Below are 15,203 nucleotides of genomic sequence, written 5' to 3'. Positions count from 1 at the left end.
GGTGCAAGGGGTACTATGTTGATTCGGTCGGAAAGAATACTGCGAAGATTGCGTCGTATATCCAAAATCAATTGAAAGAGGATGAATACGGCGAACAACTGACCATGCTCGGAAAGATGTAGCCCGTTTACGGGCTCGCCGTTAAGGACCGCACGCAGGTGTCAGACTGCGCAACGCGTCGAACGCGTCGCTAGTAACCTAGGGCAGGGCCCGTATATGAAGAACCACCCGCTGTGCGGGTGGGTTCCTTTTTTTAAAGTTGTAAATCTTCGTATCTTGTAGAATAGCAGATTCTATAACTGTCTACTTCCTACTGTCTACTTCTTACTCTTCTTTTTGGACTCCAGCCATTCGTCGAAGGTGATGCTGCGGTCGATGACGCCGTTCGGGGTCAGTTCGAGCACGCGGTTCGCGATCGTCTGGACGAATTCGTGGTCCTGGGAGCAGAAGATGATGGGACCCTGGAATGCGGTGAGGCCGTTGTTGAGGGCGGTGATGGCTTCCAAGTCGAGGTGGGCGGTCGGTTCGTCGAGCAAGAGGCAGTTCGCGTTGCTGAGCATCATGCGGCTAAGCATGCAGCGCACCTTTTCACCACCGCTGAGCACGTTTGCGCTCTTGAGGGCTTCTTCACCGGTAAAGAGCATGCGTCCGAGGAACCCGCGGATGAAGGTTTCGTCCTGTTCCTTGCTGTACTGGCGCAGCCAATCCACCAGGGAGAGGTCGCAGCCGAAGTAGGCGTCGTTGTTTTTGGGGAAGTAGCTGTAGCTGATGGTGTTGCCCCACTTGAGCACGCCGTCGGGTGCCTTCGTCTCTTCGGCAATGAGCTGGAAGAAGGCGGTCTTGAGCGTGTCGTATTCACCGACGAGGGCCACCTTGTCGCCACTGTTCAGGCTGAAGTCGAAGTTCTTGCAGATGATGCCGTCGCCGCCGTCGATGGTGGCGTTCTTGACTTCTAGCACAATCTTGCCCGGTTCGCGGTCCATCTTGAAGTTGACCCAGGGGAACTTGCGGCTCGATGCCGGCATCTCTTCGACGGTCATCTTGTCGAGGAGTTTCTTACGGGAGGTGGCCTGCTTGGCCTTGGCGGCGTTAGAGGCGAAACGGCGGATGAACGCCTTGAGTTCTTCAATCTTTTCTTCGGCGCGGCGGTTCTGGTCCTTGCGCTGCTTCTGGGCGAGCTGGCTAGCTGCGTACCAGAATTCATAGTTACCGCCGTAGATGTTGATCTTGCCGTAATCGATATCGCAAGTGTGGGTGCAGACCGCGTTGAGGAAGTGACGGTCGTGGCTCACCACGATGACGATGTTTTCGAAGCGTTCCAGGTAGTCTTCGAGCCAGCCGACGGTTTCCAAATCCAAGTGGTTCGTCGGTTCGTCAAGCAACAGAATATCCGGGTTGCCGAACAGTGCCTGGGCGAGGAGAACGCGCACCTTGAGGCCCGCGTCCAAGTCGGCCATGAGGCTGTAGTGGAATTCTTCGGGAATGCCGAGGCCCTTCAGGAGCACGGCCGCGTTGGAGTCGGCTTCGTAGCCGCCGATTTCACCGAAGCGGGTCTCGATTTCCATGGCCTGCATGCCCTGTTCTTCGGTCATTTCGGGGAGCGCATAGAGTTCGTCGCGCTTCTTGCCCAGCTCGTAGAGCTCGGGGAAGCCCATCATGACGGTTTCGAGAACGGTGTTCTGTTCGTAGGCGAAGTGGTCCTGCTTCAGGACGGCGATACGTTCGCCCGGGTCCTTGGTGACTTCACCGGTGTTGGGTTCGAGTTCGCCCGAAAGGATTTTCAGGAAGGTAGATTTTCCGGCGCCGTTTGCGCCGATGACTCCGTAGCAGTTGCCGCGCTTAAAAGAAAGGTTCACTTCCTTGAAGAGGACGCGGCTACCGTATTGAAGACTGACATTAGAAACGTTGAGCATTTAGTTAATTGATGATTGATGATGGATGATTGATGATTAATTGTTGTTAGGAAGAATTTTTGATGTTTTGATTATTTTCGTAATAATCTTGATAATAGATTCATTTTCCTCGTAGATTTCTTTGAATAGGTTTTCTTTAAGGAATGATGTTTCCTTAAGTAATTCTAGCCAATATTCTGTTTCTGAAGCTTCCTTTAAGGCTATGGACATTTTCGAAATGAAATCGGCTTTACTCTGTGCTTGTGTTGCTTCTTTTACATTTGCACCGATACTTGTTCCGCTTCTAAGAACTTGCTTGGATAGAACGTACTCTTTTCTCTCATTGGACAAATAAAGATAAAGATGGATAATTTGGATGGCGAAGGCTTTTGTTTTTTCGGCAATTAAATTGTCTTTCTTCATAAAGCTTTTCCACCAGAATGCAAATTATCCATTATCATTTATCCATTATCAATTGTTATTCGCTTTTTCCAATTCGCGGGCGTTGATGATGAGCATCTGCAGGCGGTTTTCGATGTTCGCGAAGCTCGTATCCGGGTCGTAGTCGAGGCTCAGCACCTGGATGTGCGGGCAACGTTCCTTCACAGCCTTGGTGAGGCCACGGCCAGAGATGTGGTTGGCAAGGCATGCGAACGGCTGCAGAATGATGTAGCTGTTGATTCCGTGTTTCGAGTTGTACAGGATTTCGCCCGGAATCATCCAGCCTTCACCCGTGTTGTAGGTGGGGTCGATGATATCGGAGACGTAGTCCTTGAGTTCCACGCAGTCTGCATGATGTTCGTACAGTTTGAACTTGTGCATGGACTTGCGAGCGGTTTCTACAGCGTGTGTATAGACCTTGGAGGTCACGCCGCCTTCGAGACGGTCCATCATCGGGTTTGCAGAGAATCCGCGCTTGATCTTTTCTTCGCGAACCACTTCGTCGACGCGGAAGAAGTCCGTCATGCCCGGCAGGTAGACTTCCATGCCGTTGTTCATCAGGTAGTTTTCCACAAAGCCGTTTGCACTCGGGTGGTAGTTCATCAAGATTTCGCCAAGCACGGCAACGCGCGGCTTGCGGATGCCCTTCTTGCGTTCTTCGGTGATTTCGATACCGTTGAATGCTTCGATGCACTGTTCAAAGACTTCGATCAGCTTGGAGGGGCGCACGAGTTGCATGGTGGAGAGGTGGCCTGCAACGCCAATCACCTTCGGCATCCATTCGTCGTAAACCTTCTGGGTGTCGCCAGCGTTCACTTCGTACGGGCGAACGGCGCGGTACATGGTTTCGATAGCGTCCATGGTCACGAGGCCCCACAGCATGTGGAGGCGGAAGTCCAAACCCAGCTGGAAGCCCGGATGCATGCCCTTGTAGTCCACACCGGTCGTAATGATGGTCACATCCTTGAAGCCCGCTTCGTCCAAAGCCTTACGGGCGAGTACGGCGTACTGCACGGCGCGGCAGTTTTCGCAGTTCTTGGCAAGGCACATGGAAACCTGGTTCTGCGGAACTTCGGGGTGGTCGACGAGCCAGTGGAGCGCTTCGCCAATGTTCACCTGGCAGGGGAAGCAGATGTCGTTGTGCACGTACTTCTTGCCGAGCTCGATCGCCTTCTTGTCTGCCACGGGCAGGTATTCGGCGATAAATCCTTCGCGCTTCATGTATTCGCTGGCGAGCACGGAGAAGGCGGGGGAGAGGTTCGGAGTCAGAATGCGACGGCGCTTCTTGTCTTCGGGCAAGAACGGCGTATGGAATAGCGGTTCGTGGCTTTCGGGCTTGTCGGGCAGGTTCGCAGCACGGCGTGCCTTTACCGTTTCGATAAAGCTCTTGACGCGGATTCCCACGGGGCCACGGGCATCGCCTTCGTCGAGCTTGAGCATGAGCATTTCCTTGTTGGAATCAAGGTGCAGCATGCGCATCATTTCGTCGGTCAAAATCGAGTCGTGTCCGCAACCGAAACTTACGATCTGAGCAAGTTCGATGTTCGGGTCCTTCGCTGCAATCATGGTGGCACCAATCATGCGCAAGTGGAAGGTGTTCTTGATTTCGATACGGGTGTGGCTCGGCACATCCTGGTCGTAAACGCCGGGGAGCGATTCGGTGGTGAGCACCGGAATGCCCATGGCGGTAAAGTGGCTTGCGATGTTGTGGTTGATGAGCGTGTCCGCATGGTAGGGGCGGCCTGCAATCACCACGGCAAAGGTGTTCTTTGCGCGAACATCGTCCAAAATCTTCTGGCCTTCTTCCAGGAGCGTGGTGCGGTAGTTGTTGAGTGCCTTCTCGCCTTCGGTAACGGCCTTGTCCAAAAGCTTCTTGTCAAGTTTCCAGTTTTCGTGGAACCAGTCGATGGTCTGGCTGCGACGGAGCTTGGCGTTGAACCAGTGGAAAATCGGCTGGTCCATGGGAACGCCGTAATTCTTTTCGGGCTCGTCGGTATTCTTGCACACGTTCGGGTAGGCCTGCACCACCGGGCAAACAGATGTTGCCGTGAACTTGGTGTGGTCACTCGGGATGGCAACCATCATCGGGAAGAAGATGCGGTCGACCTTCTTTTCAATGAGGCTGAGTACGTGGCCGTGCACAAGCTTTGCCGGGAAGCAAACCGTGTCAGAGGGCACACTGTGGAGCCCCGCTTCGAACATCTTGTAGTCGCTCTGGCGGCTCACCACGACGGTGTAGCCGAGGCTCGTGAAGAAGGCCTTCCAGAACGGGAGGCTTGCCCAGAATTCCAGCACGCGGGGGATACCGATGGTCTTGCCGTTGTTTTCGACGAGCTTTGCCGGGGCGTAGTCCTTCACCAGGAGCTGGTTCGTGCGCTTGATCATGTCGGGCACGGACTGCATCTTCTTGTTGATTTCGGCGATGAGCGCCTTGGTCTTCGGGTCGTTGGGGTCAGCGGTGACTTCGCCGCGTTCGCAGCGGTTACCCGTCACGAAGCTTTGGCCGTCGCTGAAGGTCACGATGGTACGCGAGCAATGGTTGGTGCAGTACTGGCAGAGCTGACCCGGCTGGTTGTGCCAGCTGAAAGTCTTCATGGCGTCAAGCCCGATAAAGCGGCTCTTGAGTTCCGGTTCGGTCTTGCGCTTTTCTTCCATGAACTTCTTGGTCAGGAGAGCGATACCGATAGCGCCCATTTCGCCTGGACGTTCGGGACGGATGGGCTTGAGGCCTGTGTACTGTTCGAAGGCGCGGAGAACGGCGTTGTTCTTGAAGGTTCCGCCCTGCACCACCACCTTCTTGCCGAGCGTGTTCAGGTTACGGATACGAATCACCTTCGTGAAAACGTTATTGATAATGGAGCGGCAGATACCGGCGATAATGTCTTCAGGTTGCTTGCCGTCGCGCTGTTCCGTGATGATGGAACTGTTCATGAACACCGTGCAGCGGGAACCCAGCTGAGAGGGGCTCTTTGCGTTGAATGCGAGTTCTGCAATCTTTTCCATCGGAATGCCGAGGCTGCGGGCATAGGTTTCGATGAACGAACCGCAACCGGAAGAGCATGCTTCGTTCAGGATGATACCCGTGACCACGCCGTCCTGCACGGAGATGGCCTTCATGTCCTGGCCACCGATGTCGAGGATAAAGCTTACGTCGGGGCAAATCTTCTGGGCGGCGTTGGCGTGGGCGACCGTTTCCACTGTGTGGAAGTCGGCATGCACGGCCTTCGCAAACAGCTGTTCGCCGTAACCGGTCGTACCGACACCGAGAATGTTGAGCTTGCAGCCGTATTCTTCGTAGCGGTCGCTGAGTTCGTTGAGGGCGTTCTTGAGCACCTGCAGCGGTTCGCCGTTGTTGCTTGCGTAGAAACCGTCCACGATGTTTTCGTTCTCGTCCATGAGCACGAACTTCGTGGTGGTAGAGCCCGCGTCGATACCCAGGTACACGTTGAGCGTAGAGCCCGATACGGGCTGCGGGTAGTGGTTGCCGGCCATCTTGTGTTCTTCGAGGAACATCTTGTATTCGGCTTCGTTCTTGAAGAACAAGTCGGCCGCGGCCTTGGCCTTGTTTTCGGCCTGGCGGGTTTCGTTAAAGTGGATGAGCGCGTCCAGGGAACCTTCCTTGCGGTAGAAGCATTCCTGGTCGGCAAACATGGAACCCAAGGAAAGGGCTGCACCCATGGCTACGAGCACTTCGGAGTGTTCCGGCACAATGGCCTGTTCGTCGTTAATGCCCAGGCGTTCCTTGAAGGCGCGGACAAGCGTCGGGTTGAACGTGAGCGGGCCACCTTCGAAGATCACGGGCGGCTTGATTTCCATACCCTGGGCGAGACCACCGATGGTCTGCTTCGCGATGGCATGGAAGCTGGAAAGGGCGATATCTTCCTTGGCGATGCCGTTGTTGAGCATCGGCTGGATGTCGGTTTTCGCGAACACGCCGCAACGGCCTGAAATTTCGTAGACCTTCTGGCCACGCTTTGCAAAGCCTTCGAAGGCTTCGGTCTTGATGCGCAAAAGTTCGGCCACCTGGTCGATAAATGCACCCGTACCGCCGGCGCACACGCCGTTCATACGCATGTCAGAGGCAATCAGCTTGCCGGTAGTCTTGTCTTTTTCGAAGAAGACGACTTTTGCATCTTGTCCGCCGAGTTCAATGGCGACCCTAGATTCTGGGTAGGTGGCGCGCACCGCAAGGGCGTTTGCCACGACTTCTTGTACAAAGAAGGCGTGGGTGGCTTCGGCGAAGGGCTGACCGCCACTGCCGCAGAAGGCGACTCTAAAATTCTTATCGGGGAAAAGTCCGTGGGCCTCACGCAGCACCTCGAAAACCTTCTGTGCTTGCATGGCGTTATGGCGCTGGTAAGTATAATGCAAAAGCTTGTTGGTCTCTGGATCGACAACCGCAATCTTGACGGTGGTGGAACCAACGTCCACGCCGACCCATAAATCGTTCTTCATATTGCTCATAGTGGGCACAAAGATAGAAAATTGTAAACTTTTCAAGCGGCATTTTATCGGCTGAAATTGCCGAAAATCAAGAAAATGTAAAAAGGGAAAATTTTCCCGCGCTTGGCGACCATTTTTTCGCCGAGTCTACCGCTATTCTTTATTGCTATATTTCGCTCTATGAACTACCTTGCGCTTGACTATGGTGAGCACCGCGTCGGGGTCGCTTTTGCCGACTCCGAGTTCCGTATAGCTTTTTCGCGAGAAACGATTGATCAGAAGACGACGAATTTGTTCGTGCGTCTTGATGAACTCGTGAAAATCAATAAGGTAGACGCCTTTGTGGTGGGAATGCCGTATCACCCTGATGGCCGTAAAGACGGCAAGAATGTGGTAGTGGAAAAGTTTATTGAGGACTTGAAAACGCGTTTTCCGGGTATGCCTGTGTACACGCAGGACGAATCGTATTCCAGCGTGCAGGCGCAAGAAAAAACTTCTTACTTTAGCAAGAAGAAAAAGCAAAAAAATAAGGCGGTCATTGACCAGTTGGCCGCTGCGATTATTTTACAACGATGGCTTGATGAACAATAGCAGCGAGGTATGAGGTCGCTCGTTACACTCGCTTTGAGGACGGTTCAAAGAACCTTTGAAATGTAAAGTTCCATTGGCGAAAAATTAAGCGCCCCTTTATTGGGGCGCCTTGTTAGCCGTTGTATTTCTTAATAATCACGACACCGTTGTGACCGCCGAACCCAAGTGAGGCGGACGCGGCGACCTCGATGTTGCCTTCGATACCCTTATTCGGAACGTAATCCAGGTCACATTCCGGATCCGGAGTCTCGTAGTTGATGGTGGCGGGGTAGAACGAGTCGCGAATGGCGAGAGTCGAGACGATGGCCTCGCATACACCGGCGGCTCCGACGCAGTGGCCGGTCATGCTCTTGGTGCTCGATACCTTGATCTTGTAGGCGTGATCACCGAGGGCGACCTTGAGCATAGCGGTTTCGGTCGCGTCGTTCAGATGCGTCGAGGTTCCGTGGGCGTTATAGTAGTCGATGTCGGTCGGGGCAATGTCTGCGTCCTTGATGGCGCGGGTGAGAGCCTTCGCGCAGGTTTCTCCACCTGGGCGCGGGCTCGTGATGTGGTATGCGTCGGCAGAAGCTCCGTAGCCAGCGAGTTCGGCGTAAATCTTGGCGCCGCGTGCCTTGGCATGTTCCAGTTCTTCGAGAATGAGCACGGCACCGCCTTCACCCATCACGAATCCGGAACGGTTCAAGTCGAACGGGCGGCTGGCCTTTTCCGGGCAGTCGTTGAATTTGTCTGTAAGGGCGTGCATGCCGGCGAAGCTCTTGATGCTGTAATCGGTAATGCCGCTTTCGGAACCACCGGCAAGGCAGATATCCAGGCGACCTGAGCGGATAGCGTCGAGGGCGACACCGATAGCGTCAGTACCCGAAGCACATGCCGTGCAGACCGTGTGGGCCTGGCCCGTGATGCCGAGGGCAATCGAAACGTTTGCGCCCGCTTCGTTCGGAATCAGCTGCGGCATGGCTAAGGGCGATACCTTGCGCTTGCCGCCGTTCATGTACTGCGTGTAGGTAGAATCGATAATGTCCATGCCACCGAGGCCCGTACCTGCGACAATGCCTGTGGTATCTTGGGCAAGGTCTTCGGGCGTAAGGCTTGCGTCTTTGACTGCTTCTTTGGAGGCGGCGAGCAGGAACTGCGTGAAGCGGGCCATGCGGCGAGCTTCCTTGGGGTCAATGTCATGTTCTTCGGGCTTGAAGTCCTTGACTTCGGCCGCAATCTTTACCGGACAGCTGCTTGCGTCAAAAAGGGTGATGGGGCCGACACCGCACTTGCCTTCGCGAATGGCTGCCCAAAAATCGTTAATGTTCTTGCCAATGGGAGTCACGGCTCCCATACCAGTGATTACTACGCGTCTTTTTGTCATAGATGCAAATATAGCAACTTTTGTGTGCTTTTTTTCTTATATTTGGGGCATGGTAACAATAAATGGACAATCGGTGGAGGCGGCGGGGAAGACCGTTGCGCAGTACATCGAAGAAGCGGGTTACAATGCCGTGCGGATTGCGGTGGAGCGCAACTGCGAAATCGTGCCGAAGGCGAAGTATGCTGAAACGGTCCTTGCCGATGGTGATATCGTCGAGGTCGTGAACTTTGTAGGCGGCGGTTGATGCCTACGCCTACGCGAGAAGAAATGCTTGCCGCGCTTGAAAAGCGTCAGGGCGTTGACGCGGTGCGCAAGTTGCAGGCGTCAACGGTCGCCGTTTGCGGATTGGGCGGTCTCGGTTCGAATATCGCTATTTCTTTGGCGCGCGCAGGTGTCGGCAAGTTGATTCTGGTCGACTTTGACTGTGTCGATGTGACAAATCTGCACCGCCAGCAGTACAAGGCGGATCAGGTGGGGCTTCCGAAGCCCGAAGCGCTCCTTGCAAATCTTCAGGAAGTCGCACCGTACACGGAATACGAGACGCATTTTGAAAAGGTGTCTGCCGAGAACGTTTCGGCTCTGCTTGCCAATGCCGATGTGATTTGTGAAGCGTTCGACAATGCCGAAGCGAAGGCGATGCTTGTGAACACGGTGCTTGAAACGTTGCCTTCGAAATACCTGGTCGCGGCCTCCGGCATGGCGGGCTTTGATTGCGGAAATTCGATTCGAACAAGGAAAATTACAGATAAATTCTATCTTTCTGGCGATGGAGTGAGCGATGTTAATGGGGGAATTGGCCTTGTGGCACCCCGCGTGATGCTTTGCGCCGCACATCAGGCCCTGACGGCTATCCGTCTGATTTTAGGCCTTGTGTAAACAACAATGTCGTTGCGCGGTATTCTTGCCGAAGCAATCTATTGCTATATTTTCACACGCTAAAAAGAAGGCTTTATGGAAGACAAACTGGTTATCGGTGGTCATGAATTCAGTTCCCGTTTTATTTTGGGTTCTGGCAAGTATTCTCTCAAGTTGATTGAAGCTGCAGTGCGCGATGCGGGGGCACAGATTGTGACCCTTGCGGTGCGCCGGGCGAACACGAAGGATCACGAGAATATCTTGGACTACATTCCGAAGGGGGTGACGCTGTTGCCGAATACGTCCGGTGCCCGCACCGCCGAGGAGGCGGTCCGCATCGCGCGCCTGTCCCGTGAACTAGGCTGCGGTGATTTCGTGAAAATCGAAATCATGCGCGACACGAAGTATCTTCTGCCTGACAACTACGAAACCATCAAGGCGACCGAAACCTTGGCGAAAGAAGGTTTCGTGGTGATGCCTTACATGTATCCGGATTTGAACGTGGCGCGCGACCTCGCGAACGCGGGTGCCGCAGCCGTGATGCCGCTTGCCGCCCCCATCGGGAGCAACAAGGGGCTTTCTACCCGCGAGTTTATCCAGATTCTCATCGATGAAATTGACCTTCCGATTATCGTGGATGCAGGCATTGGTAAACCGTCCGAAGCCTGTGCTGCAATGGAGATGGGTGCTGCTGCGATTATGGCGAATACTGCACTTGCCACTGCTGGTGACTTGCCGCTCATGGCGCAAAGCTTCAAGCTTGCCATCGAGGCGGGTCGAAAGGCGTATCTGGCTGGCCTTGGACGCGTTCTTACGCGCGGTGCTTCTGCCTCCGACCCGCTGACAGGATTTCTCCGCGACTAAAGGGGTCTTAGGGGCTTTGCCCCTAGGCGAAGGGGGAACGAAAAAAAAGACGAGCTTTTTCGCTCGTCCTTTTTTGTAGTGAGGGGAAGGCTTTCCCCTTTACAGACCGTTCGGCTCTATCGTAGATTACAAAATGTGATATCGCCTCACTCTCGTCACCACGGCTCATTGATATGAGCCGCTTGTGACTCACAATAAATCGCTCGGCTCTATTGTTTATTGCACGTCGATTTGAACCTTGTACATCGCCTTTTTCTGCGTGAGGGATCCGCGCGGAGCAGTTGTCACCGTCACATTCTTCTTGGTCACGCCGGTCTGCTGTTGCAAGACTTTGAGCAATTCCTGGTTGCGTGCATCTGCCATGGCAAGGATTTCCTTTTCGAGCGTCTTGCGGTCCAGTTCCTTGGCGTGTTCACTTGCATAGGCGGCGTAAGCGCTGTCCTTGTCGGAGATGGCTTGGATGGCCTTTTCGTCGAGCTCGTTGAGCGTTGTCTTGTTTTGCGTAGCCTTGTAGAATTCCGTCTTCAGCTTGAGCGTCTTGTAGGCATCGACTGTCTTTTTCAAGTTGAAGTTCTGCACGAAGTTCATCTTGAGTTTCTTGTCCTTGGCTAGGGCCTCGACCATCTTTTGTGCCTTGGCATACTGTTCGCTGGTGAACGATGTTGCGAGCGGGTCGATAAGGATTTCGTCGTTCTTGCCCAGGTCGAGTCCGACGGCGCCAGCACCGGTCGCGGCAACGTTTCCGACCACCTTGAGCGGGGAAAGGGCGACCTTGATCAGCAAGTTCATGACGGTCTGCCATACGATTTTCACATAGGAAAATTCGGGATCCTTGACGTTGCCTTTTACGGGAACATCGAACTGGATCTTGTCATCCTTGTCCTTGAGAATATAGAGGCCGACCTTCATCGGGACGATGTATTCTGGGTCGGTGTTGCCGTCCTTGTCGCCGACATTGATGTTGTAGATGTCGATGGTGTTCTTGCTTTCGATGTTCCAGTTGTTCATCGCGTTTTCGCTTGCAAACGCCATGGTGCCGGAACTGATGGGGTAGCCGGTGAAATGGTGGCTGTAGGGCGAGAAATGCTTGAGCGCGAGATTTTTTACGCTGATGTAGGCGTTCATCGTGCCGATGTCGGAGAGAGCTCCCTTGTACTTGAGTTTCATGGTTCCGCCTTCGGGGAATGCGGCGGAGACATTGATGGTGCAGGGGGTGTTGAAGTTGATATTTTCGCCATTGACGGCGATGGAACTCACCTTGTAGTTGAACGGCTGCTTGGGTGTGTGATCGGTTGCGGTCACGGTGGTGTTTGCGACCTGCAGCTTGTTGACGATAGCTTTGAGCGGCTTAGATTCCTCTTCTTTCTTCGGTTCCTTTTGCGCCGGTTCCTCCTTGGCGGGCTTCATGAGCGGCTCGATCAGCACATCGATGTTCGTCTTGCCGTCCTTGAAGAGTTCAATGTTCGCGGAAACTCCATCTACGATGACGGAGTCAATGCGGAAGTCCATGGCGTCCAGGTTCGCCTTGTTGATGCCCACACCGATGTGTGAAATGCCGATGGCCTTGCCGCTTGTTTCAGTAAGCTTGATTTCGTCGATGGCGGCTGTTCCGCTGATGTTCGACGAAAGGATGTGGTTGACATTGCCCGCAACGTTCAGGTTTGCGCCGAGCAGGCCTTCGAAATCCTTGTAGTTGATGAAGTCCTTCAGGTAGGGTTTGGCGACGGCGAGTGCGAGCTTGTTGAGCGTCACATTCACGCCGAAATCCTGCGTCTTCATGTTGAATTGGACATGGACTCCCAAGTCGCCGCCATTTGCGAACTTGAGGTTGACTCCGATGTCGGTGTTCTTGTTGCTGAAGTAGACGGCCGGGATGGCGACCGAAAAGTCCTGCAGGTGAATCTTGGAGCCGACTTTCAGGTCTTCGTAGATGATGTTGCCTTTTTCGAGAGAGATGTTTTCGATGGCGACGCTGAATCCGTACAGGGCTTCGGTCGGGTCAAGATTCAATGCTTGCGCGGAGTCGGAGCTTGCTTCGGCGCTCTTGGCGGCCTTGGCAGAAGTTTCTTTTGCATCGAGAGCGTTTGCGCTTGAATCGGCGCTGAACTTGTCGAGAATGTCGCTGAAGTTGAACTGGTCGCCTTTCTGCGTGACGCGTGTGTAGAGCCCCTTCAGGTAGATTTCGCTCACGCTGATTTCTTTATGGATAAGGTGCGTGGGGTTTATGTTGATGCGGAACTTTTCGAAGGCGACGAAGGGTGTTGTGCCGTCAGTTTCGTAGATGGCGAAGTCGTCGACGGTGACCGTGAACGAAAGCGGACTGAAGTCCACATTTTCGATTTTCATCTTTCGTCCGATAAGTTCCTCGGAGTGGTCGACGATGTAGTTTTTAACAATCCCGGGCGCTGCATTGATGGCGGCGATGACGAGGACGATCAACACCGCAAGAACGATAAGGGCGATATAGCGTTTCTTCATGTTGCATAAATTAGAAAAATTCTAAATTTAGGGCGATGGAAAAAAATTCCTTGAATGTGCTGATTTTGGCTGCGGGGCTCGGGACGCGCCTGCGCCCCTTGACCAACGACATGCCGAAGCCGCTAGTTCCTGTCGTGGACGCATCGATTCTGGACTTGCAGGCTCGTAAGGCCCGTGCAATTGAAAATGTTCGTTTACATGCGAATGCGCACTACCTGGCGGACCAGGTGGTCGAGGCGGGAAAAAAGCTAGGCTTCGAGAAGGTCTGGGTAGAACCTGAAATTCTTGGCACGGCAGGGCCACTCCGCCGCATCTATGCGGATGGCTTCCGAGGTGGTCTCCTAGTGATGAACGGGGATGCATACTGCAATTTCGATCTGAAACAGTTTGTTTGTAATGCTCAGATGTTGGCTGCTCGACCGAACGGGCCGCAGGTGGCGCTTTTGGCGGTGGATTTCCCGCAGGTGAATACATTCCGCGTGGATGTCAATGGTCGCCTGGTCGGTGTGGCGGGGCGCTTTGGCTCGGAGCAGGGCGCTGCAGCGACATTTTCGGGGGTGTCGTGGTACAGCGACGACGCTCTTTCGCGAATCCGCGACGGGGAATTCGACATTCGTGAATTCTGGAAGCAGGAAATGGCTGCGGGTCGCGCACCGTTCGTGGACATGACGCAGCTGCATGCGACCTGGATCGATATGGGTTCTCCCGAAGGACTCATGAATGCGGTGGAAGCCCGCCTTAAGGAACTCGGGCGTAGTCCTGACGAAGCCGTTGTCGATGCGGGCGTCAAAGTGCCCGTTGGCGTGAAAATTCGTCATTCCGTCATTTATGTCGGCGCGGAAATCGCCGAAGGCGAAACAATCGAAAACGAAATCCGTGGCAAGGGTTTCAAGTGGAACGTCCCTCCAACCCCTGTTTACTAATCACTAACCACTGTCTACTTCCTACTTCTTACTATCCTATGCGTAAATTCAGAGTCGTACTTGTTGAACCGGAACATCCGCACAATGTGGGCTTCGTGGCGCGCGCCATGCATTGCTATGCACTCGATGAATTGTATATCGTTTACCCGAAGCGTGACAAGGTGATCGAGAATTCATACCACACGGCCCCGAACAGCCACGAAGTCTTGGACAAGGCGACGATTGTGCATAAGTTCGAAGATGCCATCGGCGATTGCGCCTGTGCCGTTGCATTTAGCCGCCGCATTTACGGTTCTGCCATCAAGCACACGATGATGCCGGGACTCTCGGAACTCTTGCCTGAAAATGGTACGATTGCGCTCGTGTTTGGACGTGAATCCTGCGGGCTTGAGACCGAGGAAGTGAACGCTTGCACCTACCAGTGCGAAATCCCGGTGCCGGGTCTCATGAGCCTGAATCTTGCTCAGGCTGTGACGGTGGGTCTCTACGAACTTTGCCGCAGCGGTGCGCTTGCGAACGGTGAGGGGCGCGCAAAACGCGGAAGCAAGGGTGCTTGCGAAACCGCTCCTGCCACCATCGAACAGATCGACAGCTTCAAGAAGTTCTTGGACCGCTACTTGACGGGGCAGTACCACGACCAGTCCTGGCGCGACAATTTCCTGAATACGCTTTTGCAGCGCCTGCACCCGACACGAAACGAACTTTCGGCGTTGTTCGGACTTATCCGAAACCTTGCGAAAAAGCCCGCTCGCTTGGAGCAGGCTGCCGATAAAGCTGCGGCCGCTAAAGCCGCCGAAAAATAACCCGAATTCAGTCGATTGAGCGCAATTCGGCGCGAATGGGCGCGAACGGTTGCTTAACTACGCTTAATGCACTCCGTTGCCGTCAGCCACGTCGCAGGTCACGGGCTTCCCGTTCACTTCGAGTGCGAGGCTGTCGCAGAACACCGCGCCACCCTTCACGGAGAGCGCAATTTTCTCGAAGTCCTTCACCTTCAGTTCACGCGGTTCGCTGGGAGCCACACCCTTGAAGAGGGCGCGGTCACCGGGCTTTGCGTCTTCGGGTACGGAGACGAGCCTGCAGGTGTGGGCCTCGTTGTCGAGGTCGCCTGCAAAGAGCATGCCCTGGCTCATGATGCCGCGGAGGGCGCTGGGCTTGAGGTTCGCGAACAACAGAATCTTGCGGTCCTTCAGTTCCTCGGTCTTGTAGCTGTTCTTGAGGCCGCTGCAGATGGTGCGGAGTTCGCCTTCACCGGCATCAACCTTGAGCACGTATAGGCTCGTGGCATCCGGATGGTCGGCCACTTCCTTGATTTGGGCCACGCGCATGTCCATGGCGGCAGGCACGTCGGCG

Annotated in this window: 11 protein-coding genes and 2 pseudogenes; 7 read left to right on the top strand and 6 right to left on the bottom strand. The window is 54.3% G+C overall.

The window, feature by feature from the left end; translation table 11 throughout:
• Positions 1-107, top strand: a pseudogene (locus tag ACKI61_RS03215) (IS200/IS605 family transposase); the annotation flags it as partial.
• Between the two features lie 210 nt (positions 108-317).
• Here ACKI61_RS03215 and ACKI61_RS03210 read toward each other — a convergent pair.
• The 3 genes from ACKI61_RS03210 to ACKI61_RS03200 are packed head-to-tail and all read right to left on the bottom strand — an operon-like array spanning position 318 to position 6,797.
• Positions 318-1,913, bottom strand: a complete 1,596-nt coding sequence (locus tag ACKI61_RS03210) for an ABC-F family ATP-binding cassette domain-containing protein (RefSeq protein ID WP_407456358.1) — start codon at positions 1,911-1,913, stop codon at positions 318-320.
• 36 nt (positions 1,914-1,949) lie between these two features.
• Positions 1,950-2,315, bottom strand: coding sequence for a four helix bundle protein (locus ACKI61_RS03205; protein ID WP_173843592.1), 366 nt, complete (start codon positions 2,313-2,315; stop codon positions 1,950-1,952).
• A gap of 48 nt (positions 2,316-2,363) precedes the next feature.
• Positions 2,364-6,797, bottom strand: a complete 4,434-nt coding sequence (locus ACKI61_RS03200; protein ID WP_407456357.1) for an acyl-CoA dehydratase activase — start codon at positions 6,795-6,797, stop codon at positions 2,364-2,366.
• Between the two features lie 159 nt (positions 6,798-6,956).
• Between ACKI61_RS03200 and ruvX the strand changes: the two genes are divergently transcribed.
• Entirely contained in the window at positions 6,957-7,367 is a 411-nt protein-coding gene (gene ruvX / locus ACKI61_RS03195) for a Holliday junction resolvase RuvX (protein WP_407456356.1), read from the top strand.
• 112 nt (positions 7,368-7,479) lie between these two features.
• On the opposite strand, the gene fabF is transcribed toward ruvX, so the two are convergent.
• The gene (gene fabF, locus ACKI61_RS03190) at positions 7,480-8,730 is read right to left on the bottom strand and encodes a beta-ketoacyl-ACP synthase II (RefSeq protein WP_407456355.1); all 1,251 of its coding nucleotides are present in this window, start codon (positions 8,728-8,730) and stop codon (positions 7,480-7,482) included.
• Positions 8,731-8,779: 49 nt separating this feature from the next.
• Here fabF and thiS point away from each other — a divergent pair, with 49 nt between their 5' ends.
• From thiS to ACKI61_RS03175, 3 genes are all read left to right on the top strand, one after another.
• Entirely contained in the window at positions 8,780-8,974 is a 195-nt protein-coding gene (thiS, locus tag ACKI61_RS03185) for a sulfur carrier protein ThiS (protein ID WP_407456354.1), read from the top strand.
• Complete coding sequence (thiF, locus tag ACKI61_RS03180; protein WP_407456353.1) at positions 8,974-9,606, top strand: thiamine biosynthesis protein ThiF; 633 nt, start codon at positions 8,974-8,976, stop codon at positions 9,604-9,606. Before thiS ends, thiF begins: the two co-directional genes overlap by 1 nt.
• 75 nt (positions 9,607-9,681) lie before the next feature.
• Entirely contained in the window at positions 9,682-10,449 is a 768-nt protein-coding gene (locus tag ACKI61_RS03175) for a thiazole synthase (protein WP_173567395.1), read from the top strand.
• Between the two features lie 216 nt (positions 10,450-10,665).
• On the opposite strand, the gene ACKI61_RS03170 is transcribed toward ACKI61_RS03175, so the two are convergent.
• Positions 10,666-12,927 carry a DUF748 domain-containing protein gene (locus tag ACKI61_RS03170; RefSeq protein WP_407456352.1) on the bottom strand — a complete coding sequence of 754 codons (2,262 nt, stop codon included), beginning with the start codon at positions 12,925-12,927 and terminating at the stop codon, positions 10,666-10,668.
• Positions 12,928-12,962: 35 nt separating this feature from the next.
• Here ACKI61_RS03170 and ACKI61_RS03165 point away from each other — a divergent pair, with 35 nt between their 5' ends.
• Both ACKI61_RS03165 and ACKI61_RS03160 read left to right on the top strand, forming a co-directional pair.
• Positions 12,963-13,850 (top strand): sugar phosphate nucleotidyltransferase, encoded by an 888-nt coding sequence (locus ACKI61_RS03165; protein WP_407456351.1) that lies wholly within the window; start codon positions 12,963-12,965, stop codon positions 13,848-13,850.
• Positions 13,851-13,888: 38 nt separating this feature from the next.
• Positions 13,889-14,653, top strand: a complete 765-nt coding sequence (locus ACKI61_RS03160; RefSeq protein WP_407456350.1) for an RNA methyltransferase — start codon at positions 13,889-13,891, stop codon at positions 14,651-14,653.
• 63 nt (positions 14,654-14,716) lie between these two features.
• Here ACKI61_RS03160 and ACKI61_RS03155 read toward each other — a convergent pair.
• Positions 14,717-15,203: pseudogene (locus ACKI61_RS03155) on the bottom strand (methionine--tRNA ligase); the annotation flags it as partial.

The organism is Fibrobacter sp., from assembly GCF_045601785.1.
In the GTDB taxonomy this organism is placed as follows: domain Bacteria; phylum Fibrobacterota; class Fibrobacteria; order Fibrobacterales; family Fibrobacteraceae; genus Fibrobacter.
Note: the sequence above shows the minus strand (reverse complement) of the source record. Positions and strands in the feature narration are given on the sequence as shown.

What these genes read in the sequence shown, in the direction of transcription:
- ACKI61_RS03210 (WP_407456358.1), bottom strand. Translation starts at nt 1,913, where the DNA reads ATGCTCAACGTTTCTAATGTCAGTCTTCAATACGGTAGCCGCGTCCTC.
- ACKI61_RS03175 (WP_173567395.1), top strand. Translation starts at nt 9,682, where the DNA reads ATGGAAGACAAACTGGTTATCGGTGGTCATGAATTCAGTTCCCGTTTT.
- thiS (WP_407456354.1), top strand. Translation starts at nt 8,780, where the DNA reads ATGGTAACAATAAATGGACAATCGGTGGAGGCGGCGGGGAAGACCGTT.
- ACKI61_RS03165 (WP_407456351.1), top strand. Translation starts at nt 12,963, where the DNA reads ATGGAAAAAAATTCCTTGAATGTGCTGATTTTGGCTGCGGGGCTCGGG.
- thiF (WP_407456353.1), top strand. Translation starts at nt 8,974, where the DNA reads ATGCCTACGCCTACGCGAGAAGAAATGCTTGCCGCGCTTGAAAAGCGT.
- fabF (WP_407456355.1), bottom strand. Translation starts at nt 8,730, where the DNA reads ATGACAAAAAGACGCGTAGTAATCACTGGTATGGGAGCCGTGACTCCC.
- ruvX (WP_407456356.1), top strand. Translation starts at nt 6,957, where the DNA reads ATGAACTACCTTGCGCTTGACTATGGTGAGCACCGCGTCGGGGTCGCT.
- ACKI61_RS03160 (WP_407456350.1), top strand. Translation starts at nt 13,889, where the DNA reads ATGCGTAAATTCAGAGTCGTACTTGTTGAACCGGAACATCCGCACAAT.
- ACKI61_RS03200 (WP_407456357.1), bottom strand. Translation starts at nt 6,797, where the DNA reads ATGAGCAATATGAAGAACGATTTATGGGTCGGCGTGGACGTTGGTTCC.
- ACKI61_RS03205 (WP_173843592.1), bottom strand. Translation starts at nt 2,315, where the DNA reads ATGAAGAAAGACAATTTAATTGCCGAAAAAACAAAAGCCTTCGCCATC.
- ACKI61_RS03170 (WP_407456352.1), bottom strand. Translation starts at nt 12,927, where the DNA reads ATGAAGAAACGCTATATCGCCCTTATCGTTCTTGCGGTGTTGATCGTC.